The organism is Paenarthrobacter sp. Y-19, assembly GCF_029223985.1.
Lineage (GTDB): Bacteria > Actinomycetota > Actinomycetes > Actinomycetales > Micrococcaceae > Arthrobacter > Arthrobacter nicotinovorans.
The window spans coordinates 721,985-746,670 of the sequence record NZ_CP119414.1 but is presented as its reverse complement, the minus strand read 5'-3'; the positions used below and the strand labels follow the sequence as shown (position 1 = coordinate 746,670).

Annotated in this window: 20 protein-coding genes and 1 riboswitch; of the genes, 9 read left to right on the top strand and 11 right to left on the bottom strand. The window is 63.8% G+C overall.

Annotated features, from left to right (window positions below):
• Positions 1–32: 32 nt before the first annotated feature.
• The 6 genes from PYR64_RS03515 to PYR64_RS03490 form a co-directional block, all read right to left on the bottom strand.
• Positions 33–449 carry a thioesterase family protein gene (locus PYR64_RS03515; RefSeq protein ID WP_275779884.1) on the bottom strand — a complete coding sequence of 139 codons (417 nt, stop codon included), beginning with the start codon at positions 447–449 and terminating at the stop codon, positions 33–35.
• A gap of 56 nt (positions 450–505) precedes the next feature.
• Positions 506–2,584 carry an ABC transporter ATP-binding protein gene (locus PYR64_RS03510; RefSeq protein ID WP_275778379.1) on the bottom strand — a complete coding sequence of 693 codons (2,079 nt, stop codon included), beginning with the start codon at positions 2,582–2,584 and terminating at the stop codon, positions 506–508.
• The gene (locus PYR64_RS03505; RefSeq protein ID WP_064722054.1) at positions 2,581–4,314 is read right to left on the bottom strand and encodes an ABC transporter ATP-binding protein; all 1,734 of its coding nucleotides are present in this window, start codon (positions 4,312–4,314) and stop codon (positions 2,581–2,583) included. The genes PYR64_RS03510 and PYR64_RS03505 overlap by 4 nt, the downstream gene beginning before the upstream one ends.
• A 356-nt stretch (positions 4,315–4,670) precedes the next feature.
• Complete coding sequence (locus PYR64_RS03500) at positions 4,671–6,731, bottom strand: MDR family MFS transporter (RefSeq protein WP_189076012.1); 2,061 nt, start codon at positions 6,729–6,731, stop codon at positions 4,671–4,673.
• 10 nt (positions 6,732–6,741) lie between these two features.
• Positions 6,742–7,224, bottom strand: coding sequence for a MarR family transcriptional regulator (locus tag PYR64_RS03495; RefSeq protein WP_018777085.1), 483 nt, complete (start codon positions 7,222–7,224; stop codon positions 6,742–6,744).
• Between the two features lie 74 nt (positions 7,225–7,298).
• A complete protein-coding gene (locus PYR64_RS03490; protein WP_079581195.1) occupies positions 7,299–8,204 on the bottom strand; it encodes a LysR family transcriptional regulator in 906 nt (301 codons plus the stop codon).
• A 96-nt stretch (positions 8,205–8,300) separates the two neighbouring features.
• Here PYR64_RS03490 and PYR64_RS03485 point away from each other — a divergent pair, with 96 nt between their 5' ends.
• Positions 8,301–9,329 (top strand): MBL fold metallo-hydrolase, encoded by a 1,029-nt coding sequence (locus tag PYR64_RS03485; RefSeq protein ID WP_110505867.1) that lies wholly within the window; start codon positions 8,301–8,303, stop codon positions 9,327–9,329.
• Positions 9,330–9,357: 28 nt separating this feature from the next.
• The gene (locus PYR64_RS03480) at positions 9,358–10,686 is read left to right on the top strand and encodes an MFS transporter (protein ID WP_275778375.1); all 1,329 of its coding nucleotides are present in this window, start codon (positions 9,358–9,360) and stop codon (positions 10,684–10,686) included.
• Between the two features lie 90 nt (positions 10,687–10,776).
• Here PYR64_RS03480 and PYR64_RS03475 read toward each other — a convergent pair whose 3' ends face one another.
• The gene (locus PYR64_RS03475; protein WP_079581197.1) at positions 10,777–12,489 is read right to left on the bottom strand and encodes a thiamine pyrophosphate-binding protein; all 1,713 of its coding nucleotides are present in this window, start codon (positions 12,487–12,489) and stop codon (positions 10,777–10,779) included.
• On the bottom strand, positions 12,486–13,547 hold the full coding sequence (gene speB / locus PYR64_RS03470) for an agmatinase (protein WP_018777080.1): 1,062 nt from the start codon (positions 13,545–13,547) through the stop codon (positions 12,486–12,488). The genes PYR64_RS03475 and speB overlap by 4 nt, the downstream gene beginning before the upstream one ends.
• 221 nt (positions 13,548–13,768) lie before the next feature.
• On the opposite strand from speB, the gene PYR64_RS03465 reads away from it, so the two are divergent.
• Positions 13,769–15,742, top strand: coding sequence for an amino acid transporter (locus PYR64_RS03465; protein ID WP_275778369.1), 1,974 nt, complete (start codon positions 13,769–13,771; stop codon positions 15,740–15,742).
• 676 nt (positions 15,743–16,418) lie between these two features.
• On the top strand, positions 16,419–16,895 hold the full coding sequence (locus PYR64_RS03460) for a DUF559 domain-containing protein (RefSeq protein ID WP_275778367.1): 477 nt from the start codon (positions 16,419–16,421) through the stop codon (positions 16,893–16,895).
• A gap of 32 nt (positions 16,896–16,927) precedes the next feature.
• Here PYR64_RS03460 and PYR64_RS03455 read toward each other — a convergent pair whose 3' ends face one another.
• On the bottom strand, positions 16,928–17,503 hold the full coding sequence (locus PYR64_RS03455; protein WP_275778365.1) for a cupin domain-containing protein: 576 nt from the start codon (positions 17,501–17,503) through the stop codon (positions 16,928–16,930).
• Between the two features lie 280 nt (positions 17,504–17,783).
• Here PYR64_RS03455 and PYR64_RS03450 point away from each other — a divergent pair, with 280 nt between their 5' ends.
• Both PYR64_RS03450 and PYR64_RS03445 read left to right on the top strand, forming a co-directional pair.
• Positions 17,784–19,319 (top strand): sodium:solute symporter, encoded by a 1,536-nt coding sequence (locus PYR64_RS03450; RefSeq protein ID WP_018777076.1) that lies wholly within the window; start codon positions 17,784–17,786, stop codon positions 19,317–19,319.
• A gap of 109 nt (positions 19,320–19,428) precedes the next feature.
• Positions 19,429–19,548: riboswitch (SAM riboswitch) on the top strand.
• Between the two features lie 16 nt (positions 19,549–19,564).
• Complete coding sequence (locus PYR64_RS03445) at positions 19,565–19,864, top strand: hypothetical protein (RefSeq protein WP_064723898.1); 300 nt, start codon at positions 19,565–19,567, stop codon at positions 19,862–19,864.
• Here PYR64_RS03445 and PYR64_RS03440 read toward each other — a convergent pair.
• Complete coding sequence (locus PYR64_RS03440; protein ID WP_018777074.1) at positions 19,861–20,052, bottom strand: hypothetical protein; 192 nt, start codon at positions 20,050–20,052, stop codon at positions 19,861–19,863. The two genes, PYR64_RS03445 and PYR64_RS03440, sit on opposite strands and share 4 nt — an antisense overlap.
• Positions 20,053–20,290: 238 nt before the next feature.
• Between PYR64_RS03440 and PYR64_RS03435 the strand changes: the two genes are divergently transcribed.
• From PYR64_RS03435 to PYR64_RS03425, 3 genes are all read left to right on the top strand, one after another.
• Positions 20,291–21,454: a VIT1/CCC1 transporter family protein gene (locus tag PYR64_RS03435; protein ID WP_035733445.1), complete on the top strand. Its 1,164-nt coding sequence runs from the start codon at positions 20,291–20,293 to the stop codon at positions 21,452–21,454.
• Positions 21,455–21,541: 87 nt separating this feature from the next.
• Positions 21,542–22,435, top strand: coding sequence for a matrixin family metalloprotease (locus PYR64_RS03430; protein ID WP_275778359.1), 894 nt, complete (start codon positions 21,542–21,544; stop codon positions 22,433–22,435).
• A gap of 120 nt (positions 22,436–22,555) precedes the next feature.
• The gene (locus PYR64_RS03425) at positions 22,556–23,488 is read left to right on the top strand and encodes a peptidase M10A and M12B matrixin and adamalysin (RefSeq protein WP_275778357.1); all 933 of its coding nucleotides are present in this window, start codon (positions 22,556–22,558) and stop codon (positions 23,486–23,488) included.
• A 13-nt stretch (positions 23,489–23,501) separates the two neighbouring features.
• Here the strand turns inward: PYR64_RS03425 and PYR64_RS03420 are convergent, their stop codons facing one another.
• On the bottom strand, positions 23,502–24,635 hold the full coding sequence (locus PYR64_RS03420) for an LOG family protein (RefSeq protein WP_275778355.1): 1,134 nt from the start codon (positions 24,633–24,635) through the stop codon (positions 23,502–23,504).
• Positions 24,636–24,686 lie beyond the last annotated feature (51 nt).

Here is a 24,686-nt window from a genome sequence, read left to right as displayed (position 1 = left end):
GAAACTCTACGGGCAATCGGGCAAAGTCCTGGCTACGCCTTATAGCGTTCGAGCTTTTCCTTTTGGTCTGGCGTGAGCCTCAGGACCCTCCCCGTCGCCTCGGCGACAAAGGCCAGGTGGGTGGTAGCCTTCACGCAGTCTTCCCGGGTCACGGGATCCTTGACGACATAGTGAAGATCGAAGCTGGCCCCTTTGATGGCGCCCACCCAGATCTCCACGACCGCCGGGATGTTGCGATAGTCCAGGGTCCGGACGTAGCGGACCCTGTGCTCCACCACCAGGGTCATGACGCCCTCCTCGACGTCGTTGAAGAGGGCTGCCGGTGGTTCGACGCCGGGAAGCCCCGCACCGCTGGGCGGCCCGAAGGCTGCGATGCGGGCTTCCTCGAGGATGCGCACAATCTGGACATTGTTGATATGTCCGTAAGCGTCCATGTCACCCCAGCGCATGGGCACCAGGACCTCGATGCGCCGGGGTTCCACGGACTCCTCCGGTTGCTGCGTACTCAGCTGTGCACCGCCGTCGAATCATCCACCGCAGTCTCTTCCCCGCCAGCGAACTGGGACATGTACAAGCGGTAATAGGCGCCTTCGAGGGCGAGGAGCTGGGTGTGGTTACCCTGCTCCACGATCTGGCCGTTTTCCATCACCAGGATGGTATCGGCGTCGCGGATGGTGGACAGGCGGTGGGCGATGACGAAGCTGGTCCGGTCCGTCCGGAGCGCTGCCATGGCCTTCTGCAGCAGCAGTTCCGTACGGGTGTCCACCGAGCTGGTGGCTTCGTCCAGGATCAGCAAGGAAGGATCGGACACGAATGCGCGGGCGATGGTGATGAGCTGCTTCTCACCGGCGCTGACATTGTTGCCTTCTTCATCGATGATCGTCTGGTAGCCATCCGGCAGGGCACGGACAAAGCGGTCCACGTACGTGGCCTTCGCCGCTTCCATGATCTGCTCTTCCGTGGCATCCAGCTTGCCGTACTTGATGTTGTCGTAGATGGTCCCGCCAAAGAGCCAGGCGTCCTGCAGCACCATGCCCACCTTTGACCTGAGCTCGGAACGAGTGAGGTCCTTGATGTCCACTCCGTCCAGGGTGATGCGGCCGGAATTGAGCTCGTAGAAACGCATCACCAAGTTCACCAGGGTGGTCTTGCCGGCTCCTGTGGGCCCAACGATGGCCACAGTGTGGCCCGGCTCGGCACTGAAGGAAAGATCCTCAATGAGTGGCTTGTCCTCCACGTAGCTGAACGAGACATGCTCGAACTCAACATGGCCGTCAGTCTTTGCCGGAAGGTGGCGCGTACCGTTCTCTTCGACCTCTTCATCAGCGTCCAGGAATTCGAAGACACGCTCCGCGGAGGCGACGCCGGACTGCAGCATGTTGGCCATGCCGGCAATCTGGCCCAGCGGCTGCGTGAACTCGCGTGAGTACTGGATGAAGGCAGTGGCATCGCCCAGGCTCATGGAACCCGAAGCAACCCGCAGGCCACCCACCACGGCGATCCCGACATAGGACAGGTAAGAGACGAAGTTCATGGCCGGGAAGATCACGCCTGAGACGAACTGTGCACCGAAAGATGCCTTGTAGAGTTCCTCGTTCTTCTCGTCGAAGCGCGTCAGCATGTCAGCGTCACGGCCGAATACCTTGACCAGGTCATGGCCGGAGAACGACTCTTCGATCTGCCCGTTCAACGCGCCGGTGTTCTTCCACTGCGCAGCGAAGAGCTTCTGGCTGCGGGCACCGATGACCCCGGCAACAACACCGGAAAGCGGCAGTGCGATCAACGCGATAAGCGCCAGCTCCCAGGACACGATGAACATCATGACCGTAATGCCCAGGACCGTGAGGACGGAGCTGACCAATTGGGAGAACGCCTGCTGGAGGCCTTGCTGGACGTTGTCGACGTCGTTGGTCACGCGGGACAGGATGTCGCCGCGCTGGCGGGTGTCGAAGTAGTTCAGCGGCAGGCGGTTGAGCTTGGCCTGGACATCGTTGCGCAGTTTCTTGATGACCCGCATGACGATCCTGTTGAGCAACCAGCCCTGCGCCCACAGGAAGATGTTGGCCACGAAGTACATGAGCAGCACTATCGAGATCAGGAACGTCAGCTTGGAGAAGTCGATCCCGTTGGTGAGTTCCATCTTGGAGACCATGTCGGCAAAGTTCCCCTGGCCCTGCTGCCGCATGAGCTCAACGAACTGTTCCTGCGATACTCCGGGCGGAATCTGCTTGCCCATCACACCGCCGAAGATGACATCCATGGCACTGCCCAGAACCTTGGGTGCGATCACGTTGAGGACCACGGAAACGATCACGAGGCCGATCACGATGAACACACCGATGCGTTCGGGCTTCAGCAAGCCCATGAGCCGCTTGGCGGAAGGCCAAAATTCCTTGGCCTTCTTTGCGGGCACATCACCGAACATGCCGCCATCGGCCTCCGAGGGGACGTACTCCTCCTCAACGAAGTCGTCGTCGTCCAGTGCTTCCGTTGCAACCTCTGCCGCAGTGGTTGCCTTGGCATCCTTCGCGGCTTCGGCCTTGGCAGCCCAGCCACGCTTCTTCTGCTGGTTCTGCTCGCTCATGCCACTTCCTCCACACTCAGCTGGGATTCGACGATTTCCTGGTACGTCGGTGACGTCTCCAGCAGTTCGTCATGCGTTCCCCGGTCAACGATGCGGCCGTTGTCCAGGACAAGGATTTCGTCAGCATCGGCAATGGTGGAGACACGCTGGGCCACGATGATGACCGTGGCATCCTTGGTCTTCCCCTTCAGGGCCTTCCGGAGCCGGGCGTCGGTAGCCACGTCCAGTGCCGAGAAGGAATCGTCAAACAAGTACACGTTCGGCTTGGTCACCAAAGCCCGGGCGATGGAAAGCCGCTGGCGCTGTCCACCGGAGACGTTGGTACCGCCCTGGGCGATGCGCCGGTTGAGGCCGGAGGACTTCTCCTCCACGAAACCCTTGGCCTGCGCGGTTTCCAGCGCGTCCCACAGTTCCTCATCCGTGGCATCGGGCTTGCCAAAGCGCAGGTTGTGCTCGATGGTTCCGGAAAACAGGTACGGCTTCTGGGGTACCGCCGATACACGACTGGTGATTTCAGAGGCATCCATCTCGGTGACAGGAACGCCGTCGAGCAGAACCTCACCGGAGGCGACGTCATAAAGGCGCGGCAGCAGGGAGACCAGGGTGGTCTTGCCCGCACCGGTGGATCCGATGATGGCGAGGGTCTTGCCCGGCTCCGCCGTGAAGGAGATGTTGCTCAAGACAGGTGCTTCAGCACCCGGGTACTTGAAGGTGACGTCCCGGAATTCGACGCGTCCCTTCTTTTCGGCCGGCACTACCGGCGAGGAGGGGTTGTGGATGGACGGCTCAACGTCCAGGACCTCGCCAATGCGGTCTGCACAGACGGAGGCGCGCGGAATCATCATGGCCATGAAGGTTCCCATCATGACGGCCATGAGGATCTGGAGCAGGTACTGCAGGAAGGCCGTGAGGGCACCCACCTGCATGTCACCGGAATCGACCCGCTGCCCGCCGAACCAAAGCACGGCGGCAGTGGACAGGTGCAGGATCATGCCGATCGCCGGGAACATCAGGACAAAGAGGTTGCCGATCTTCACGGACACGGCCGTTAGGTCCTGGTTGGCATCGCCGAAACGCTTGGCCTCGTGGGGTTCGCGAACGAAGGCGCGGACAACCCGGATGCCGATGATCTGCTCGCGCAGAACGCCGTTGATGGCATCGATCTTGGTCTGCATGGAACGGAAAAGCGGCATGAGCCGGACAACGAGATAGCCAACCACTGCCACCAGGACAGGGACCGAAACCCAGACGAGCCAGGAAAGGCTGAGGTCCTCGCGGAGGGCCATGATGATGCCGCCAACGCACATGATGGGCGTGGAGACCATGAAGTTCAGGCCCATCAGCACGAGCATCTGGACCTGCTGGACATCGTTGGTGCCGCGGGTGATCAAGGTAGGGGCGCCAAAGCGGTTGACGTCCTGGGCGGAAAAGCTGCTGACCTGGCGGAACACGCTGCGGCGCAGGTCGCGGCCGATGGCCATGGCCACGCGGGCGCCGAAGTACACGGCGATGATGGCGGAAAGCACCTGTCCCAGGGCGACAGCGAGCATGAGCGCACCGGTCTGCCAGATGAAATCAGTGTCGCCGCGGGAAACTCCCTCATCGATGATTTTGGCGTTCAGGCTGGGGAGGTAGAGCGTGGCGATGGTGGACGCCAGCTGAAAAAACAGCACGGCCACAATCTGCGGCAAATACGGCTTTGAGTAGCGCCGTATAAGGGTGACAAGCATGCCCACGGGTCCTTAGAAAGAGTGCGTGAATGTGATGAAAAGAAGTTTGGCAGCAGAGGCCGACAGTATTAGCCTCCCCACTCTACGAAATCCGTTGCCCCGACGAAACAACTTCGGGAAAAGATCATCCCAGCGGAGTATCTGCCGTGTCGTGCATGCTCCCCCAGCGGCAGAAGGTTGCCGGAACGTAGCAAAGCGCCGGCTGGAATCCCAGCCGGCGCTTTCAGTCCTGCCCTGTTCGGCCCTGTTCGCTGGACCTGTCCCGGGCCCCGTTCCCTGGACCTGTCAGCTGCTCATGTTTCGCTGCAGCCGCCCTTGCGGGCCCGGAATCCCGAACCGGGTGGGGTCAGTGCCTTTCAGCCTGCGTGCTTGCCGTGTTCCTGGCGCGCTTCAACACCCTGGAGCAGAAGCAACGCCATACGTTCCTGCTGCCTGCGTTCGCGCTTGAGTTCCTTACGGATCGCGGCAAGTTCCTCAGCGGTGCGGGTCTGCTGTTCCGCGATGGTCTGCTGATCCCGCAAGCGGGCCTGCAGTTCCACGTTGGCACGGCTAAGCTGCAACTGCTGTTCGGCCAGGACGTACTGCGTGCGTGTCAGTTGCTCCTGTACTTCCTTGACGTCGGCCGTCGCTGAGGGCCGCTCCTGGGTCAGGATGCGGGCGAACTCGAGGTCGAGGTCGGAACCGGAATCCTCCGGCCGTACCTCACGCCCGGCCCCCGGAAGGGGACGACGGGCACCCACGGGGCTCGCGGCGTCGTCGGTCTTCACCCTGTCGCCGGTCTTCACCGCGTCCATGGACGCAGTGTCCAGCGACATGCCGGCCTCTCCCGAGGCCGTGGCCACGAGTTCCTTTTCCGGTGCGGCATCAACGGTGCGGCGCAACGGGCGCTCCTTGATGAAGAGGACTGCCAGGAGGGCCACCACGCTGATGATCGCGGAGATCAGGAAGATCTGTGCTGTCGCGTCACCGTAGGCGGCACGCATGATGTCTGCGATGGGAGCGGGCATATCCGCCAGGTCCATGCTGGCGCCTGAAGCGCCGCCCTGGACGGGGATGCCGGCGGCGGCCATGCCTTCAACCGCCAGGTCCTTCACATGGTTGGACATGATGGCGCCAAGAACGGAGACGCCGATCGCGCCACCCACCGAGCGGAAGAACGCCACCGATGCACTTGCGGTGCCGATGTCCTTTGCCTGAACGGTGTTCTGTACGGCCAGCACCAGGTTCTGCATCAGCATGCCCAGGCCCAGGCCGAACACGCCTGTGTAGATGGCCACGATCCAGAGTTCGGTGGTGTGGTCCATGGTTCCTGCAAAGGCAAGCCCGCCGATAAGGAGAACGGAGCCTGCAATCAGGAACCTCTTCCACTTGCCGAAGCGGCTGATCAGGATGCCGGATGCCACCGAACCGATGAGGTTTCCGGCGATCATGGGCAGCGTGAGCAGGCCGGCCTCGGTGGGTGTGGCTCCGCGGGCTACCTGGAAGTACTGTCCCAGGAACGTGGAGGAGCCGAACATGGCGATACCAACCGCAACGGAAGCAACGATGGCCAGCGCCGTGGTGCGCTCCGAGATGATCTTGAGCGGAATGATCGGCTGGGCAACCTTGGTTTCAACGAACACCAGGAGTGCAAGGAGTGCTACGCCGCCGCCGACCATGAGTGCCGACTGCCACGAGACCCAGTCGTAGTACTCCGGGTTGCCGGCAAAGGAGACCCAGATCAGGAGCAGGCTCACGCCGGAGGTCAGCAGGATGGAACCGAGCCAGTCGATCTTGGCGGGCCGCTTGATGTGCTCGATCTTCAGGGTGATCTGGAGCAGGATCAGCGCGACGACGGCCAGTGGCACGCAGACGAAGAACGTCCAGCGCCAGCCGAGCGGGCTGTCCACGATGAAGCCACCCAGCAACGGGCCGCCGGCCGTGCCGACAGCCATGACGGCACCCATGTAACCGGAGTACTTGCCGCGGTCGCGGGGCGGAATCATGGATCCGATGATCGCCTGTGCCAGGGCCGTGAGGCCACCCATGGCGATGCCCTGGATAACGCGCGCGGTCAGCAGGAGCGGGATGGTTTCGGACAGGCCCGCCATGACCGAGCCGGCCACGAAGATGATGATGCTCAGCTGGACCAGGAGCTTCTTGTCGAAGAGGTCCGCGAGCTTGCCCCAGATGGGCGTGGTGGCCGCGTTCGCCAGCAGGGCGGCCGTGATGACCCAGGCGAAGTCGGTCTGGGTGCCCTTGAGCTCGGACATGATGGTGGGAAGTGCGTTGGCGACGATGGTGCTGCTGAGGATCGCCGTGAAGAAGGCCGCGAGGAGGCCGGTCAGGGCTTCCATGATCTGACGGTGGGTCATGGGCGCGGCAGCCTTGGCTGCGGCGTCCACCGCCTGCGGATGTTGTGGTGCTGCTGTAGCCATGCGTGGGCTCCTAAGCTGTCTGGTCTGTTGTGATGGAGCCGGCCGCCGTTGCCCGGATTGAATCCTTGAGGGATTCGGTGAGTTTGTTGATGACCTGGGAGGCCTCGAGGGCGTCAGCCTCGCTCCAATCCGCCAGGTAATCCCGCAGTCTCACGCTGCGTTGTTCTTCGAATTCGTGCAGCTTCGCCGTCCCGCGTTCAGTCAGGGCCAGAAGCTGCGCCCTGCCGTCTGCGGGATCCGGCCGCCTGGTAACGAAGCCGAGTTCTTCGAGCTCCGCGACGTGGCGGCTCAGTACCGGCGCACTCACGCCAAGGCGCGCGGCCAGGTGCGTGGCACGGGTCTCCCCCTCGCCGATGAACCGCATCACCCCTTGGACCGCCATTCCGACGTCGGGAACGCGGGCCATGTGCGCGGTTACCACGCAGCGCAGAGTCCGCTGCAGGTCAAAGATCTGATGCACTAGATCGGTTGCTGTGGCAGAACCGACAGACATGTAAAACACCCCTTTTTGTTTGCCTAAAGCAACTATAACGCAGATTGATTGCTTTGGGAAACTAAAAGAAGAGCCTAGGCCTCCGGGCGGGTCAGCTCCCGGGCCGCGTTGATGACTTCCTCCACGCGGCGCGGACGGCTTACGCCCGGCGCCACCACGGCTGCCAGTTCGTTCGCCGGCACCTTGTCCTCGATCGGGACAAGCGCAACGCGCGCTCCCGTGTAGAGGGACTCGATTCCCGGCCAGACATTCGTTACCGAGTACGCCCGGCCGCTGGCTACGATGCCGCGGATCGTCTGGGCCACCACGCTGCGCCACCGCACTTTCGGCTCGATGCCCGCCGAATGGAACATCGCGATGACCCGCTCCGCGCTTGGTGGAACATCGAACAGGACTACATCCTCATCGGCGAGATCGGCAAAGCGCAGCGAGGCTCTGCCGGCCAGAGGATGATCGGCGGCCAGCATGAACTGCGGCCGGGATGGAGCCACCGTCAGGATTTCGACGCCGGGAACCGCCTGGAGCGAATAGATGAACGCAACGTCCAACTCGCCTTCCCCCACGGCACGCTGCAGCTCTTCGGCGTTTCCCTCCACGAAGTCGAGCTCCACCTCCGGCCATTTGGCCGCAAAGACATGGATCAGCTCGGGAATCAAGCGAGGCGAGATGGCAATCATGCAGCCGATGGCGACCCGACCACGCATGTCCTCATGGGAACCACGAAGTGCCCCCTGGAGATCTGCGGCTTCACGGAGGATCCGCCGGGCCCGGACGCCGAGCTCAACTCCGGCCGGCGTCGGTTCCACCCGCTTGGCGCGCGTCCGGATCAGCAGGTCCAGGCCAAGGTTTTTCTCCAACTGGGCGATGGCCATGGATGCGGCAGCCTGGGAGATATTGCTTTCACTGGCGGCCTTGGTGAGCGAACCGTGGTCCAGCACGGCCACGAAATATTCCAGCTGCCGAAGCGTAAACTCACCCATCAATTCTCCTTATGAACTTCTTTGAATTGATTGATTATACAAGTGACGTGGTCCGCACCACACTGGAAGAAAGCCCATTCAGTCAAAGGAGCATCCATGACACCGACGTCATCCCTGAAGCCGCACATCGTCACCCTCGGAACGGCCGGCGGACCGCGATGGTGGGCAGCGGCTGACACCGGCGAGCGCACCGGGATCGCCACCGCCGTGGTGGTGGGGGATGCTTTCTACCTGGTGGATTTCGGCCAGGGCGCCGGACGGCGGCTCAGCCAGTCCGGCTTGCAGCTCAAGGACCTCCGGGCACTCTTCATCACGCACCTGCACTCGGACCACGTCTACGATCTCGCCGGGCTGGGAATCTTCGGCCTCTACGCCCTGACAGACCGCCTCGACTCCCCCGTAAAGATCATTGGACCGGGCAACCGCGGCGAGCTGCCCGCCGTGTCGCCGCGCGCCGTCGTCGAGCCTCAGCCGCTGGCGCCTGAAAATCCGACGCCGGGTACCCGGCAGATGTTCGAGCAGCTCATGAAAGCGCACGCCACCGACCTCAACGACCGCATCCTGGACAGCCTGCGGCCCAGCCCCTTGGACATCTTCCACGCCGAAGACATCCGGATCCCGGCGGAATCGGGCTACCACCCCAACAACAACCCGACGCCGGACATGGAACCCTTCGAGGTCTACCGCGACGAACTCGTCACCGTGACCGCGATCCTGGTGGAACACCCTCCCGTGGCCCCGGCATTCGCCTTCCGCTTCGACACCGCCGAGGGTTCCGTGACCATTTCCGGTGATACCGCTTACACGCAAAACATGATCACCTTGGCGCAGGACACGGACCTCCTGCTGCATGAAGCGATCGACTTCAACTGGGTGGAGTCGCTGTACGCAGACAAGACCGATGAGTCCAGCCGGGCTTCCCGCGACCACCACTACAAGTCCCACACCAGCGTCCGCGAAGCCGCGAAGCTCGCCGAGCTTGCCGGTGCCGGCCACCTGGCCCTGCACCACCTCGTGCCCGGTTCCGCTTCCGAAGCCGTATGGCGGGAAGCCGGGGAACATTTCTCCGGGACGTTCACGGTTCCCAATGATCTCGACACCATCCCGTTCGCCCGTCAGCGCTGACGAGCCAATACCCACACTGAGGAAGCACATGAGCTCAGCACCAACCGCCCCGAAGACAGGCACGGCCACTTCGGCGGATGCGTCCATGAACACCAAGGACATGCGCCGCATCCTCGCATCCAGCTTCATTGGCAGCGCCATCGAATACTACGACTTCGTTCTCTACGCCACGGCAGCAAGCCTGGTCTTCAACAAGGTGTTCTTCGCCAACCTCGGCCCCGGCTTTGATTTGTTCGCCTCGTTCGTCACGCTCGCCGTGGGATACGTTGCCCGGCCGGTGGGCGGCCTGATTTTCGGACACTTCGGTGACCGACTTGGCCGCAAGAAAATGCTGGTCCTGTCCATGCTCATCATGGGACTGGGCACCACGGCGATCGGCCTGCTGCCCACCACCGCCCAGATCGGCATGGCCGCGCCGCTGGCTTTGGTCCTTCTCCGGTTAGTCCAGGGTGTTGCCGTCGGTGGCGAGTGGGGTGGTGCCGCGCTCATGGCGATCGAGCACGCCCCCAAGAAGCACCGCGGTTTTGCGGCCGCCTTCGCCAACGCCGGCGGACCGGCCGGCGCCATTCTCGGCACCCTTGCCCTGTCCTTGTTCGCCGCGGTTTCCGGCAATGACTTCCTCGTGTGGGGTTGGCGCGTGCCGTTCCTGCTGAGCGCATTGCTCATTGTCGTCGGCATGGTCATCCGGCTCAAGGTGGCCGAAACACCCGCCTTCCAGCGCCTGGAAGCTGCCGGCGAACAGCGCCGGGTGCCCTTGCTCGACGTACTGAAGAACAACCCCCGCGCCGTAGTCCTGGGCCTGCTGGCCACCACCTCGTTCTACGTGTGCCAGTCCATGACCACGGTGTGGGGCGTCTCCGTCGCCGTCGAGAGCGGGGCGGACAAGAACGGTGTCCTGAATATCAAGGCTGTTGCCGCGCTGCTGACCCTGGTGATCTGCTTCTACTCCGCCCGCCTCAGCGACCGTATCGGCCGGCGTCGTGTCCTCATTGGTGCGTCCCTCCTGGGCGCCGTGCTGGTCTACCCGATCCTCATGCTGATGAGCAACGGTGAGTTGTGGGGCTTCGCGGCCGCGATCATCCTGGGCAACGGACTGGTCCAGGGCTTCCTGTACGGCCCGATTGCCGCCTACGTCGCCGAACAGTTCCCTACCCGCAACCGCTACACGGGAGCATCGCTGGCCTACCAGGGTGCCTCGATGATCGGTGCGGGCTTCACGCCCATGATCGTAGCCGGACTGAGCCTTGCCGCCGGCGGTGGAATCTGGCTCATCGCGGTCTTCTGGATTGCCGCCATGCTGGCATCGGCCATCGCCGTGAAGGCCACGCCCGAAGGCACCCAACGCGAACTCGACTAACCGCTTCCCTTGCCGCCGGCATCCCCGCAACGCAGTCAGCCCCCGCACGGTATTCCGTGCGGGGGCTGACTCTTTAGGGGCTTGATCGCCTTAGTCGTCCAGGTGGGTGGGGCCGAACATCTTCAGCAGCGTCTCAACCACGACGACGTTGGGTCCGTCCGCTGCGAAGGACGCCTTAAGCGCGTCCCCGACATCCTCCGGGGCAACCCGGCGGGCCGGGACACCGAAGGCTTCAGCGAGCTTCACGAAGTCCGGGCGGGCGAGCTCGGTGGCTGTGGCCTGGCCGAAAGCGCCCACCATGTACTCGCGCAGGATGCCGTAGCCGCCGTCGTCGACGATCAGCCAAGTGACCGGGACGTTGTGCTGCTTGGCGGTGGCGAGTTCCGAGATGGAGTACATGGAGGAGCCGTCACCGGAGACAGCCAGCACTCGTGCAGAACCACCGGTCTTGCCGGTGGTTTCCAGGCCCACGGCTCCGCCGATGGCCGCGGGGAAACCATAACCAAGCCCGCCGGCGCCCTGGGCGGAGTGGAACTGGCCCTGCCGGGCGTCCCAGCAGCTCCAGCCCCAGTAGGCGGAAATGGTCATGTCCCAGAACGTCTGCATATCCGCCGGGACGGCCTCGCGGATGTCGGACATGAACTTCAGCTCCTTGGCAAGGTCCTGGGATTCCAGGCGGGCCTTGACCTTCGCCAGGGATTCCTTGACCACATCTTCCGGAGCGGTTCCGTGCCAGGAGCGCGTTGTTGCATTCGCGGCTCCGGCTGCTTTGAGCGCTTCGTCGAGGGCCGCGAGGGCCTGGCCGGCGTCGGCGCGGATGCCCAGGCCGGGCCGGTTGGACTCGAGGACCCGGGGTTCGGCGTCGATCTGGATGATGCGGCCGCGGGGTTCGAACGTGAAGTAGTTCGACGTCACCTCGCCCAGGGAGGAGCCGATCACAATCAACACATCGGCGTCTTCGAGGACATCGGTCATGTACCGGTCCTCGATCCACGACTGCAGGGACAGCTCGTGGGTCCACGGGAACGCGCCATTGCCGCCGGGGGTGCAAATGACCGGTGCGCGCAACTGCTCGGCAATCGAGAGCAACGACTTTTCGGCCCGCCCACGGCGTGTACCGCCACCGGCGATGATCGCCGGACGTTCCGCCGTCGAAAGCCACTTCACAGCCTCGCGGACCAGCTCCACCCGGGGCGGGTTGTCGAAGGCTTCGGCGAGCGCGTCTTCAACCGGGGGCACCATGATCGGATCCAGCAGGACGTTCTGCGGGATTTCGATCCAGACCGGCCCCTGGGGCGAGGAGATGGCCTCGGTCCAGGCGTCCTGGATGGCCGACGGAATGCCGGATGCGTGCTGGATGAGGCGCTGGCTCTTGGTGACGTTCGCCGCCGAGGCCTTCTGGTCATCGAGTTGGTGCAGCATACCCTTGCGGCGTGCGCCCAGTCCGTCGAGCGGGATCTGGCTGGCAACAACCACCATGGGAACACCCGTGGCATACGCTTCCTGGAGGCCGGCGAGGGACGTCAGCGCGCCCGGACCGGTGGACAGGAACAGCACACCGACTTCGCCGGTGGCACGGGAGTAGCCGTCAGCTGCGAACGCCGAGTTGTTCTCCACACGGGAGGACACGAAGTGCAGGTTGCCGCGGCCCATGGCATCAAAGAGACCCAGGGCGTGCTGGCCCGGGATACCAAAAACAGTCTTGGCACCCAGCGCTTCAAGGGTCTCGACGACGAGGTCCCCACCGTTGCGCTGGTTGGTCCCCTTGGTGGGAGCTGCTGTGCCAGGATCGAAATCGATCATCGCTGCCCTCCGATGGCCTGTGCGACTTCCTGGATGCGGGCGCCGAGGGCCTGCTGCGCGTAGCCGTTCGGGGCACCGTGGCGGTCACCTTCAACGGCGTTGTCTGCCATGAGGGTCACCAGTTCATAGGCAACGTGGCTGCCGGCGACTCCGGTGATTTCTGCGTGGTCGTAGGCCGGGGCGACTTCCACCACGTCCGCGCCAACGAGGTTCATGCCGCGGAAGCCGCGGATGATCTCCAGCAGTTCGCGGCTGGTGATGCCGCCTGCTTCGGGGGTGCCGGTGCCGGGGGCGTGGGCCGGATCAAGGACATCGATGTCCACCGAGATGTACAGCGGGCGGTTGCCGATGCGGTCGCGGATCTTTGCCACCGTCTCCAGGACGCCCTGGTAGTAGACGTCGGCGGAGGTGACGATTCCGAAACCGAAGCGGTGGTCGTCGTCGAGGTCCTTCTTGCCGTACAGCGGACCGCGGGTACCGACGTGGCTGATGGCCTCCGTGTCCAGGATGCCTTCTTCGACGGCCCGGCGGAACGGCGTACCGTGCGTGTATTCGGCGCCAAAGTAGGTGTCCCAGGTATCCAGGTGGGCATCAAAGTGCAGCATGGCGATGGGTTCGCCTGCGCGTTCCGCTGCTGCCCGGAGCAGCGGGAGGGCGATGGTGTGGTCGCCGCCGAGGGTGACCAGCTTGCTGCCGTTGGCCGTGAGGTCCAAGGCGTTCTGCTGGATGGTTTCGATGGCCTCGTTGATGTTGAACGGGTTCACTGCCATGTCGCCGGCGTCGGCTACCTGGATGTTCTCGAACGGGCTGACGTCCCAGGCCGGGTTGTACGGGCGGAGCAGACGGCTGGCCTCACGCACGTGGTTGGCGCCGAAGCGGGCTCCGGGGCGGTACGAAACGCCGGAGTCGAAGGGAACGCCGACTACGGTGACGTCGGCCTTGGAGACCTGGTCCAGGCGGGGCAGGCGGGCATACGTGGCGGCACCGGCGTAGCGCGGGATACGGGATGAATCGATGGGGCCCAGGTTGCCGTTGGCCTCGATGCGGAGCTCTTCCAAAGTACGCCACTCCTTGAGTGAATAGGGGGATTGATTCTGCGGACTGTGACACCCATCATACACTCAAAGTTGTCTAATATGCATCACTTGTTTACAACCTTCCAAAAGGATGAGACGCCGCTCACAGCAGGCGTAAAGATTCCATAAAAACCGGTGTCCCGGCGTCGAACCGGGCCATACGCTCCATGCGGAAGCAGTACCGTGCTGCGCGAAAGGACACCGTGACCACCCTGTCGAGGCCTCCGGCCGACCCGGCCAACCGGCCCAAGAATTCCTTCAAGCTCAAACCCTGGTTGCTTGAGGGAATGCCGGACACTTCAGGCAAGCGGCAAGGCCCCCACGGACAGCCCTCGGAGTCCCACAAGCCGCAGGCCTGGTGGAAGGTCATGTGCCTCACGGGCTTGGACTACTTCTCGACACTGGGGTACCAGCCCGCCATCGCCGCCCTGGCAGCGGGCCTGCTTTCTCCCCTGGCGACGTTGCTGCTGGTCACAGCAACCCTGGCCGGAGCGCTGCCGGTTTACCGCCGGGTGGCAAAGGAAAGTCCACGCGGCGAGGGCTCCATTTCCATGCTGGAGCGGCTCCTCCCCCGCTGGGGCGGCAAGCTCTTCGTCCTGGCACTCCTTGGCTTCGCGGCCACGGACTTCATGATCACCATTACGTTGTCGGCTGCCGACGCCACGGCCCACCTCATCGAGAACCCGTTCGCGCCGGACTTCCTTGAAGGCCAGAACGTCGCCATCACCCTGGCGCTCATCGCGGGTCTGGGCATCGTCTTCCTCCGCGGATTCAAGGAGGCCATCAACGTGGCCGTCGTCCTGGTGGGCGCCTTCCTGATGCTCAACCTTGTGGTCATCGCCGTATCCATCGGCCACGTCTTCACCGAGACCCGCATCATCACGGACTGGTGGACTGCTTTGACCACCTCCCACGGCGATCCGATCATGATGATCGCCCTGGCATTGCTGGTGTTCCCCCGCTTGGCGCTGGGCCTCTCGGGTTTTGAAACAGGCGTCGCCGTCATGCCGCAGATCAAAGGCCATGCCACGGACACGGAAGCCAATCCGGCCGGCCGCATCAAGGGTGCCCACAAGCTCCTGACCACCGCCGCGATCATCATGAGCTCGTTCCTCATCACCTCCAGCTTCACCACGATCATGTTGATTCCGGCCGCTGAATTCGAACCCGGCGGAAAGGCCGATGGCCGCGCCCTTGCCTACCTCGCGCATAAGTTCCTGGGCGATGGCTTTGGAACCGTGTACGACATCAGCACAATCGCCATTCTGTGGTTCGCCGGAGCCTCCGCGATGGCCGGATTGTTGAACCTTGTTCCCAGGTACCTGCCGCGCTACGGCATGGCACCGGCCTGGGCGCGGGCACTCCGCCCCCTGGTCCTCGTCTTCACGGTCATCGCCTTCATCGTCACCATCATCTTCCAGGCTGATGTCAATGCCCAGGGTGGCGCCTATGCCACTGGCGTGCTGGTCCTGATCACTTCCGCGTCCATCGCCGTGACGCTGTCGGCACGCCGAAGGAAGCAAAAAGCACAGGTCATCGGCTTCGGCCTCATTTCCCTGGTCTTCGTTTACACCACCGTGGTCAACTCCATCGAGCGCCCGGACGGCCTGAAAATTGCCGCCCTGTTCATCCTTGGCATTCTGGTGGTCAGCTTCGTCTCCAGGATGAGGCGGGCATTCGAGCTGCGGGCAACGCACATCAAGATGGACCGGAAGGCCCTGGAGTTCACGGCCAACAACACGCACGGACCGGTCCGGATCATCGCGCACGAACCCAAACGCTTCAGTGCCGACAGGTACCGGGAGAAGCTGCAGCACGCCCAGCAGGCCAACCACCTCCCCCTGGACTGCGATGCCGTCTTCATCGAGATCATCGTGGACGACAGTTCAGACTTCGAGCAGGAACTCCAGGTAGTCGGCAAGGAGCGGCACGGGTTCAAGATCCTGGAAGTGCACAGCAACAACGTGCCGAACACGCTGGCGGCAGTACTCCTCCACATCCGCGACGTCACCGGTTTCATGCCGCACATCTACTTCCGATGGACTGAGGGCAACCCGATTTCGAACCTGAGCCGCTTCCTCTTCTTCGGCGAAGGGGAGATCGCTCCCGTCACCCGCGAAGTGCTCCGGGAAGCCGAGCCGGACATCACCCGGCGCCCCTGGGTCCACGTGGGCTAGCCGCCTCGCACGCTCCTGCCCGGTTAGTCCCTTCGCAGGCTGCGCTCCTCCCCAGTTCGTCCCCCCGCGGACTCCGCTCATCCCCGGATTTCGGGCGCTCCGCTTGGCCCGTGGGACGAAGGGCGGCGGCAACCGGGGAGGAGCGCCGCCACCAGGAGCTCAAACCGGGATGGAGCGTCGGCTGGAGTTGCCCACATACGGCAAGTGCGTCATTTCGTGGAACGTTGGAAGCCTGTGGACTGGTCCGATGGACGCCTTCCAGTACCTCGAAAAAGTAGGCGGCGTGGCTCGGACCGGACAACTCCTGGCCGCAGGCTATTCGCGCCGGGACATCGCGCGCCTTCCAAGCAAGGGTGCGAAACAACCCCGGCGGGGCATCTTCATGCTTGCGGATCACAGACCCGAGTTGGCAACCGCCCTCCGCTACAACTCCTACGTCTCCTGCGCCAGCGCAGCTCAACACTACGGATTGTGGATACGCAAAGCACCTGATCTCCACCATCTAGCATGCGATCACGGTCACGGCACCGGGTTCGTCAGGCACAGGACCATGAGATTCGAACCTCATCCCAGCCTCCCAATCGCCGCGGTGGAAGATGTAGTCCTACATGCCATGGCTTGCCTGGCGCCGCCCGCTTCAACGGCAATGGCAATCTCGGCGGTTCGACTGCACGGTGTGCCGTTGGAACTGCTGAAGGAACAGTTGCAGGGAGACAGGTCGCGGCCCGTCCTCAACGCGCTCAAGGATCTCGACCTGCGTGCAGAGTCCATTGTGGAGGTCGATGCACAGCATCTGCTCCGCACCCACGGCATTGCATTCGACGCCCAAGTGGCAATACCTGGCATCGGGCGCGTCGACCTCCTTCTGGAAGAGTTCCTCATTATTGAAGTGGACGGCTTCGCGTTTCACTCCGATAGAAAGGCCCTCCGCAACGACTTGGCACGCAACAACGCCTCCACCATCAACGGGTATTTGGTCCTGAGGTACCCACCGGAAGTCATCTGGTTCGAGCCGGAGCGCGTGATCGCGGAGATCCAGGCGGTTCTCAAGCTGCGTCGTGACGATCCCGCCCGGTTGGTGGACGGCTTTGCCCAGCCGAGCCCCGGACTTTCGGGGATCGGCCCGGTCCCTGGCTTCCAATACAGGAGGTAACTGGGAGGGAGTGCACAACGCCGGGAGGGAAACTACCGGCTTGCTGCGGGCACCAGCACCCAGAGCACTTCCACGGTGTCGTCCGTCGGGTTGATCCACGTGTGCGGTTCGCGGCCCGGGAAGGAGAGGGTATCCCCTTCCTCGAGGTCGTATTCTTCGTTGGTCAGGATGAGCTTGATGCGGCCCTTGACCACATGCAGCACGTCCACGTCGCAGTCAACCGCGTAAAGCTCGTTTTCGCCGCGCCCGCGGGGCTCGATGGTGGCTTGGAGTATCTGCAGGCGCCGCTCGGAACGTGCGGTCAGCAGGCGTTCCACAATGCCTTGGCCGCCCAGCGAGATCCTGGGGCCGTCGTCGCGACGTGTCAGATGGGTCTCCGGCGCGGCGAACAAGTCGCCGACGGAGACGGACAGAACCTGGCAGAGGGTCACCAAGGAAGCAACCGACGGCGATGTCAGGTCGCGCTCCACGCGGCTCAGGAAGCCTTTGGTCAACCCGGTGGCGTCCGCAACCTGCTCGATGGTGAGGCGCTGCGCTTGCCGGGCTGCGCGGATTCTGGAACCGATGGCAACGGGAACATTGCTCGGTTCAACGGGTAGAGCCTTCATTCACGAACCTTTCAGGCCTGTCATGTGGCCCTGTCATTGGAGCAATAGTAGCCGGGAGGCACGCCAACAGGGCCACTGCGGGCGTAACCAAGTCCAAAGGATCTTGACTGTTACTCCGATCACAACATATCCTCATAGGCAACAAGTGTTGTCTGTGAGGCACACAACACATCCCCAAGCTCCAAACCCAAATCTCCAATCATCCGCACAGAGACTTCGACGCATCGCAGGAGTATCGTCGAAAACCCCAACCTCCGTGCATCAGCTCCAAGGACCGTTCATGGAATCTTCGGCTATTAATATCGCAATCGTGGTGGTGTACCTGCTCGCCATGCTGGCCTTCGGCTGGTGGGGCAAGTCCCGCACAAAGAACAACAGCGACTTCCTGGTGGCCGGCCGCCGCCTGGGACCCTTCCTCTACACAGGCACCATGGCCGCCGTGGTCCTCGGTGGCGCATCCACCGTGGGCGGCGTGGGCCTCGGTTACAAGTTCGGCATCTCCGGCATGTGGCTCGTGGTGGCCATCGGCTCCGGCGTGCTGCTCCTTAGCCTCCTGTTCGCCGGCACCATCCAGCGGTTGAAAATCTACACGGTCTCCCAAATGCTGAGCCTGCGATACGGCAGCAAAGCCACCCAGACATCCGGAATCGTGATGTTGGCCTACACACTCATGCTCTGCGCCACGTCCACCGGCGCCTACGCCACCATCTTCGTGGTGCTCTTCGACTGGGAACGCTGGTTGGCAATCGCAGTCGGCGGCGCCATCGTGCTGGTCTACTCCACCATCGGCGGCATGTGGTCCATCACCCTGGCAGACCAGGTGCAGTTCCTCATCAAGACCGTAGGCATTTTCTTCCTGATGCTGCCGTTCGTCCTGAACGCAGCCGGCGGAATGGACGGCATCCGTGAGCGCCTTGACGCCAGCTTCTTCCAGATCGACGGCATCGGCGTCCAGACAATCATCACTTACTTCGTGGTCTACACCCTCGGCCTCCTGATCGGCCAGGACATCTGGCAGCGCGTCTTCACCGCCAAGACCGCCACCGTTGCACGCTGGGGCGGAGCTACCGCCGGTGTTTACTGCATCCTCTACGGCATCGCCGGCGCACTGATCGGCCTGGCTGCCCGCGTCGCCCTCCCGGACATCGATGTCGCCAACCTCGGCAAGGACGTTGTCTACGCAGAGGTGGCAACCCACATCCTGCCCGTCGGCATCGGCGGACTGGTGATGGCCGCGGCTGTGGCTGCGATGATGTCAACCGCTTCGGGCGCCCTGATCGCCGCCGCCACGGTGGCCCGCGCAGACGTTGTCCCGTTCGTGGCCAGCTGGTTCGGCAAGACGATCAACACAGACGACACGGAAAACCCCGAGCACGACGTCAAGGCTAACCGCTACTGGGTCCTGGGCCTGGGCATCGTTGCCGTCCTGATTTCCATGGCAGCTCAGGACGTCGTTGTTGCCCTGACCATCGCCTACGACATCCTGGTAGGCGGACTCCTGGTCGCCATTCTCGGCGGCTTGGTCTGGAAGCGCGGAACGGGCATCGCGGCTGCATGGTCCATGGCAGTCGGCTCAGTTCTGACACTGGCCCTGCTCATCATGTACGCGGTTGGTGTCATCCCGAGCGAAGACGGCGTCTACGCCAACGAGCCCATCTACTGGGGCCTCGGTGCTTCCCTGGTGGTTTACGTCGTGGTCTCCCTGCTGACTCCGCCCACGGACGCAGCCGTCCGCGAGGCCTGGGACAAGCGCGTAGCCGGCGCCATCTCCGAGGAACTGCCGCCGGAAGTCCACCCGGTGGGCAGCAGCAAGTAACCAGGCAATACCCGACGGCGGTGCCGCCCCCTTTGCGGGGCAGCACCGCCGTTGTTGTGTCCCCGGCAAAAGGGCCTTCACAACCGCAGGTGCGGTACTGTTGTCCCAGCTTCAAGAGATGTGGCGCCAAGCTCCGACTGGCCATGCACCAACCCCATGTTCACGGGTGGTTCGGATGAGGAAGCGGCCCGTCCCGGACCTGAGACAACCGAGCGGGCAAGAGCACTCTCCACAGGAGCAGCACCTTGCCGTATCAGAGCGATGCCAGCCACGCCCACAACACCACCGGCCAAACCGAAGCCCGGAACGTCACGGTGATTCCCGCCGTCGACCTTTACCTGGGCACGGTCACCATAGTGGCCAGGAACGAAACCCTATTCTTCCGGCATCCCCATCCGCAGCAGATCGCCAGAGCGCTGGCCCAGGCCGTCCGGCCCTCAACGTGGTGCGAGGCGTCCCGGACCCTGACGGTTACTGTGGCCGCGACAGGAAAACGGGATGGCCAGCCGCGCCTGTTCGCCCTCGGCAGCCGGGACGAGGACTAGATTTCCTCTTCCTCCCCACGGAATTCCTCGGTCTCATCGATCGGCACCACCCGTTCATCGTCCTCGGGGGCGTCCACTTCCTCAACCCAGGGCTCGTCCACTTCCTGGTCTTCGGCGTAGTCGTAGGCCGGGTCCGACTCGATGGTGGTGCGTTCCGGGTACTTGGCGTGTGATTCGGTGGTGTCCATGGTGCAACCTCCGTCCCGTGGGCCTGTAAGAGCCCGCTAACCGAGTGCGGGGAGGCTCCCCGCCCCTGTCCTTCCATCTGAGCACCGGCCAAAGCGAGGGTCAAGCAGAGCCGGAAATTACGGTGCACCGAACATTCCAGCTAAGGAATACCAGCCAAAAAACCCTGCAAATAAGCGGTAGTGTGGGGCGTGCAATGGGGCCGCAACTACCCCACCCAGCACAGGAGATAAAGTGCAGATGCACCAGGAATCCCACAGTTCGTCGAGCCCCGCTCCGGACCCCGCAATCGAACCCGCAGCCCTCCACCACACCGCAGACCCGGCAGCACCCACTGCGTCGGACATCAGGCGGTGGCGGCAGTACCTTGCCGATGAACGCGCCGAGGCTGCGGTCTACCGCGAACTCGCCCAGCGCCGCGACGGCGAGGAACGGCAGATCCTGCTGGCTCTGGCCGAAGCCGAAGGGCGGCATGAAGCGCACTGGCTCAAACTCCTGGGTGAGCACGCAGGCATGCCCAAAGCAGCTTCCGCCCGCAGCCAGTTCCTGGGGTTCCTGGCCCGCAACTTCGGTTCGGTCTTCGTCCTGGCCCTGGCGCAACGTGCAGAGGGCCGCTCCCCCTACGGAACCGAGCCGGCCGCCACCCCCGCGATGGTGGCCGATGAACAAATCCACGAGGAAGTAGTCCGGGGCCTGGCGACCCGTGGACGCAACCGGCTCTCGGGTACCTTCCGTGCTGCAGTTTTCGGCGCCAACGACGGTTTGGTGAGCAACCTGTCGCTGGTCATGGGCATGGCCGCGACGGGTGTACCGAGTTCCGTGGTCCTCATGAGCGGCGTTGCAGGGCTCCTGGCCGGCGCACTGTCCATGGGTGCCGGCGAATACGTCTCCGTCCGCTCGCAACGCGAACTGCTCAACGCCACCCTCCCCACCCAGGCCACCCTGACCGCAGCCCCGTCGCTGGACATCGACCACAACGAGCTGGTCCTCGTTTACCTGGCACGCGGCATGACCCGCGAAGCCGCCGAGCACCGGGCAGCCGAGCGCATGGGATTGTTCAGCTGCGACTGCGATCCCAGCCTCTCCCTGCAGCCCGAGAAGCCGGTGGCCGATGAGCATGAATCGGTGGGTTCGGCGTGGGGCGCGGCGCTGTCCAGTTTCTGCTTCTTCGCCTCGGGAGCCATCGTTCCGATCCTGCCCTTCCTTTTCGGGATGACGGGTATGGCCGCGCTCCTGGTGGCCGGAGTCCTGGTGGGCATCGCGCTGCTGGCGACAGGCGCCGTCGTGGGTTTGCTGTCCGGTACGTCGCCGCTCAGCCGCGGCCTGCGGCAACTGGCCATCGGGCTGGGAGCAGCTGCTGCCACCTACGGTCTCGGTTTGCTGTTCGGCGCGGCGATCGTCTGAGTTTGGACTGCTCCCCCGGCAGACCGTAATGTTGGTTCGTCCTCCGCGCTGCCCCGCGTGACCAAGGGCCCTGAGGAATGGAGAACCGTGGACTGGGAGCGGGAAGCTACGCACGTGCCGAAGCACCGGCGATCGGGAACAACCCAGCGCGTTCTGCTCGGCCTGCTGATGGCATTCATCGCGGCGACGGTCGCTGTGCTGGTGTCCTGGTTCCTGAATGGCGACCCCCGCATCACGGCACTGTTCCCGGGCGTCAGCGTCCCGGGCGGCCCGCAAACCGGGAAGATACAGCCCACCTCGGCCCGCATTCCGGACGCACCACCGCCGGGACTTGAGGAAGCGGACGCCCCGCTGGCCTCGCCGACGGCACCGGGCACCACCAATGATTCGTACAAGTTCCTGGCCATGAACGACGACGGCACCCCGGTGGGCTATTCCCCTTGCCGGCCGCTGCACTACGTGGTGAACAACGCCTCCGCTCCCGAAGGAACCGACCCCCTCCTGACGACGGCCATTGCCAATATCTCTGCAGCCTCGGGCATCCGGTTCGTCAACGACGGAACAACCGACGAACAACCCGCGGACCGGCGAGAGCCCTACCAACCCAACCGCTACGGCGACCGGTGGGCTCCCCTGCTGATCTCGTGGACCACACCAGAAGTGGCGCCGGCCCTTGAAGGGAAGGTCATCGGCACGGGCGGCAGCACCATGTATTCGCTGGACAAGGGCCCCAAAAGCTACATCACCGGAAGCCTGGAGCTGGACACACCCCAGATCGCGGAACTTCTGGCCGATCCCGGCGGTGCGGACTACGTCCTTGCCGTCATGCAGCACGAGCTGGGACACGTGATGGGACTGGACCATGTGGACGATCCGATCCAGCTCATGTACCCGGAAATCGGGGCACCGGACGGTCTGGCCGCCGGTGACCTGAACGGCCTCCATCTCCTGGCATCAGCCCCCTGCCGCAAGGACATCTAGCAGCGTTCAGGCGTTGGGTACAAAGGCCATGGACTCACGGGGACACTGGACTTATGCTGGCGAATACGGCCGACGGCGGCGCCCCACCGCCCGTCCGCGGCCTCCACGTCAGGGGGTTCCATGGAACCTTATGGGTCGTCCAAGTGGCCGGACCCGGATCCTCCCCGGCCCCATTACCTTCCGCCTTCGGGTCCGCACGAGCCGCCTGAGCCCCGCCCGCCGATCAAGCACAGCAGCGTCGCCGCCATCCTGTTCCTGCTGGGCATTCTGGGACTCGTGTGGGCCGGAGCCTATTTCGGCGGAGAGCTGCAGCAATTCCTCTACGGATCATCGGAAAGCCAGAGCCAGCCGCCACGTCCCGGGCTGGCACCCTTCGGACAACGGGACGACCCCCTGCCCGGACGTGAAGAAGCCGACGCGCCCCTCGGCACGCCGCCCCCGCTGGTCCAAGCCAGCAGCTCGTACAAGTTCCTGGCAGTCAAAGAGGACGGCACGCCCTTGGCGTACTCGCCCTGCAGGCCCATCCACTACGTGGTGAATTCGGACCTCGCACCGGCTTCCTGGCAGGTTCTTGTGGAGAAGGCCGTCCATGAAACCGGGAGAGCTACGGGGTTGAGATTCATTTACGACGGGCCGAGTTCCGAGGTTCCCTCCCCCAACCGTTCCGGGTATCAGCCGGCCAGATACGGGGACCGTTGGGCGCCGGTGCTGATCGCCTGGAGTACCCCGGAGCAGGTACCGCGCCTGACCGGGCAGACGGTGGGTCTGGGCGGAAGCTCCTCCATTGGCCTGAGCAACGGCTACAAGGCATACGTGACCGGGACAGTCTCACTGGATGCGCCACAGTTTGCCGGGATCGTGGACACCCCGGACGGGGAGGACATCGGCGTGGCAGTCATCATGCACGAGCTCGGACACCTGGTGGGCCTGGACCACGTGGACGATCCCCGGCAACTCATGTTCGGGCAGGCATCGTGGGTACGGGAATATGCCGCAGGCGACCTGACGGGGCTCGCGGAACTGGGTTCAGGTCCCTGCAGCAAAGACTTCTGAGCCGGGCTGTGTCTTAGCGGGCCAACACCGCGAGCGCATCCTCCACCGTGTCCACCAAAAAGATACGCTCCGCCATGGGCTTCCCGGCGGCCAGGCTCTGCAGCATAGGCCACGCCGGGAAGGTCCGTTCCCAGTGTTCGCGGCCCACGAGGACCATGGGGGTAATGGTTTCGGGCGCCCCGTAGTAGTTCTCACAGGCGTCCTGGAAAATCTCCTGCACCGTGCCTGCAGCTCCCGGCAGGAACACGATCCCGCCGTTGCAGACTTCCAACAGGATGGCTTCCCTGATGGCGTTGGCGAAGTACTTGGCGATGTGGGTGGCGAACAAATTGGGCGGCTCGTGCCCGTAGAACCAGGTAGGGATGCCGAGGGTCGGGGTGCCTTGCGGGTAATGTTCGACGACGGCCGCCGCCTGACGCGCCCAAGCCGTCACCGAGGGCCTGAACCCCGGTACATCGGCGAGGGTCGCAAGGGCCGCCTGCAGTTCGGCGTCGGGCCTTCCGCTGAAGTAGGCGCCCATATTGGCCGCTTCCATGGCACCGGGACCCCCGCCCGTGGCGACGGCGAAGCCGGCTTGGGCGAGCAGGCTGCCCAGCCGGGCGGCGTCGGCGAATTCCCTGGATCCTCGCTGGGCGGCATGGCCGCCCATGACTCCCACAATCCTGCTTCCTGCGAAGGGGCCCTGATCCAATGCCTCGTCCAGGGCGTCGCCTATGGCGTGATCGTGCAGCGCTGCGGCGAGCGTGGCGTCGAGGCTCTGACGCTGGCCTGGCAGGATGCTCCACTGGTAGACCTGCGCGTCGAGGGTGGACTCGTATTCAGTGCTTGGGATGTCCTGATAGAGCTCCGCCGGGGTGTAGAGAGTGCCGCGGTACGGGTCAAAGGGAACACCCAGCAGCTTGGGAAAGATCAGTGCGCCACGGCTTCGCAGACTTTCTTCCACGCCGGTGTCAAAGGTGCAGCCGAGGAAGATGGCACCTTGCGGATCCATCGCTTTGAGCTGGCGCGAGTAGCCGCGAAGGTCCAGCGACTGCGCGTGCCAACCGTGCATTGACCGGGCTCCGGCACTGACCAGCCGATCGAAATGAACCACGCTTTCGACGTCGAGTGTTCGGGGACTTGGATTCAAAGCTGCGGTGCGGTTCATGATTTCAGCGTAGTAGCGGGCTTGCCCGCGCCGCTGGGATTTCGCCCATAC

Excerpts from the sequence above, each read along its gene's own strand:
- PYR64_RS03475 (WP_079581197.1), bottom strand. The coding sequence starts at position 12,489 with ATGATCGATTTCGATCCTGGCACAGCAGCTCCCACCAAGGGGACCAAC.
- PYR64_RS03450 (WP_018777076.1), top strand. The coding sequence starts at position 17,784 with ATGGAATCTTCGGCTATTAATATCGCAATCGTGGTGGTGTACCTGCTC.
- PYR64_RS03515 (WP_275779884.1), bottom strand. The coding sequence starts at position 449 with ATGCGCTGGGGTGACATGGACGCTTACGGACATATCAACAATGTCCAG.
- PYR64_RS03480 (WP_275778375.1), top strand. The coding sequence starts at position 9,358 with ATGAGCTCAGCACCAACCGCCCCGAAGACAGGCACGGCCACTTCGGCG.
- PYR64_RS03505 (WP_064722054.1), bottom strand. The coding sequence starts at position 4,314 with ATGCTTGTCACCCTTATACGGCGCTACTCAAAGCCGTATTTGCCGCAG.
- PYR64_RS03420 (WP_275778355.1), bottom strand. The coding sequence starts at position 24,635 with ATGAACCGCACCGCAGCTTTGAATCCAAGTCCCCGAACACTCGACGTC.
- PYR64_RS03485 (WP_110505867.1), top strand. The coding sequence starts at position 8,301 with ATGACACCGACGTCATCCCTGAAGCCGCACATCGTCACCCTCGGAACG.
- PYR64_RS03495 (WP_018777085.1), bottom strand. The coding sequence starts at position 7,224 with ATGTCTGTCGGTTCTGCCACAGCAACCGATCTAGTGCATCAGATCTTT.
- PYR64_RS03500 (WP_189076012.1), bottom strand. The coding sequence starts at position 6,731 with ATGGCTACAGCAGCACCACAACATCCGCAGGCGGTGGACGCCGCAGCC.
- PYR64_RS03455 (WP_275778365.1), bottom strand. The coding sequence starts at position 17,503 with ATGAAGGCTCTACCCGTTGAACCGAGCAATGTTCCCGTTGCCATCGGT.
- PYR64_RS03425 (WP_275778357.1), top strand. The coding sequence starts at position 22,556 with ATGGAACCTTATGGGTCGTCCAAGTGGCCGGACCCGGATCCTCCCCGG.
- PYR64_RS03435 (WP_035733445.1), top strand. The coding sequence starts at position 20,291 with ATGCACCAGGAATCCCACAGTTCGTCGAGCCCCGCTCCGGACCCCGCA.
- PYR64_RS03490 (WP_079581195.1), bottom strand. The coding sequence starts at position 8,204 with ATGGGTGAGTTTACGCTTCGGCAGCTGGAATATTTCGTGGCCGTGCTG.
- PYR64_RS03510 (WP_275778379.1), bottom strand. The coding sequence starts at position 2,584 with ATGAGCGAGCAGAACCAGCAGAAGAAGCGTGGCTGGGCTGCCAAGGCC.
- PYR64_RS03440 (WP_018777074.1), bottom strand. The coding sequence starts at position 20,052 with ATGGACACCACCGAATCACACGCCAAGTACCCGGAACGCACCACCATC.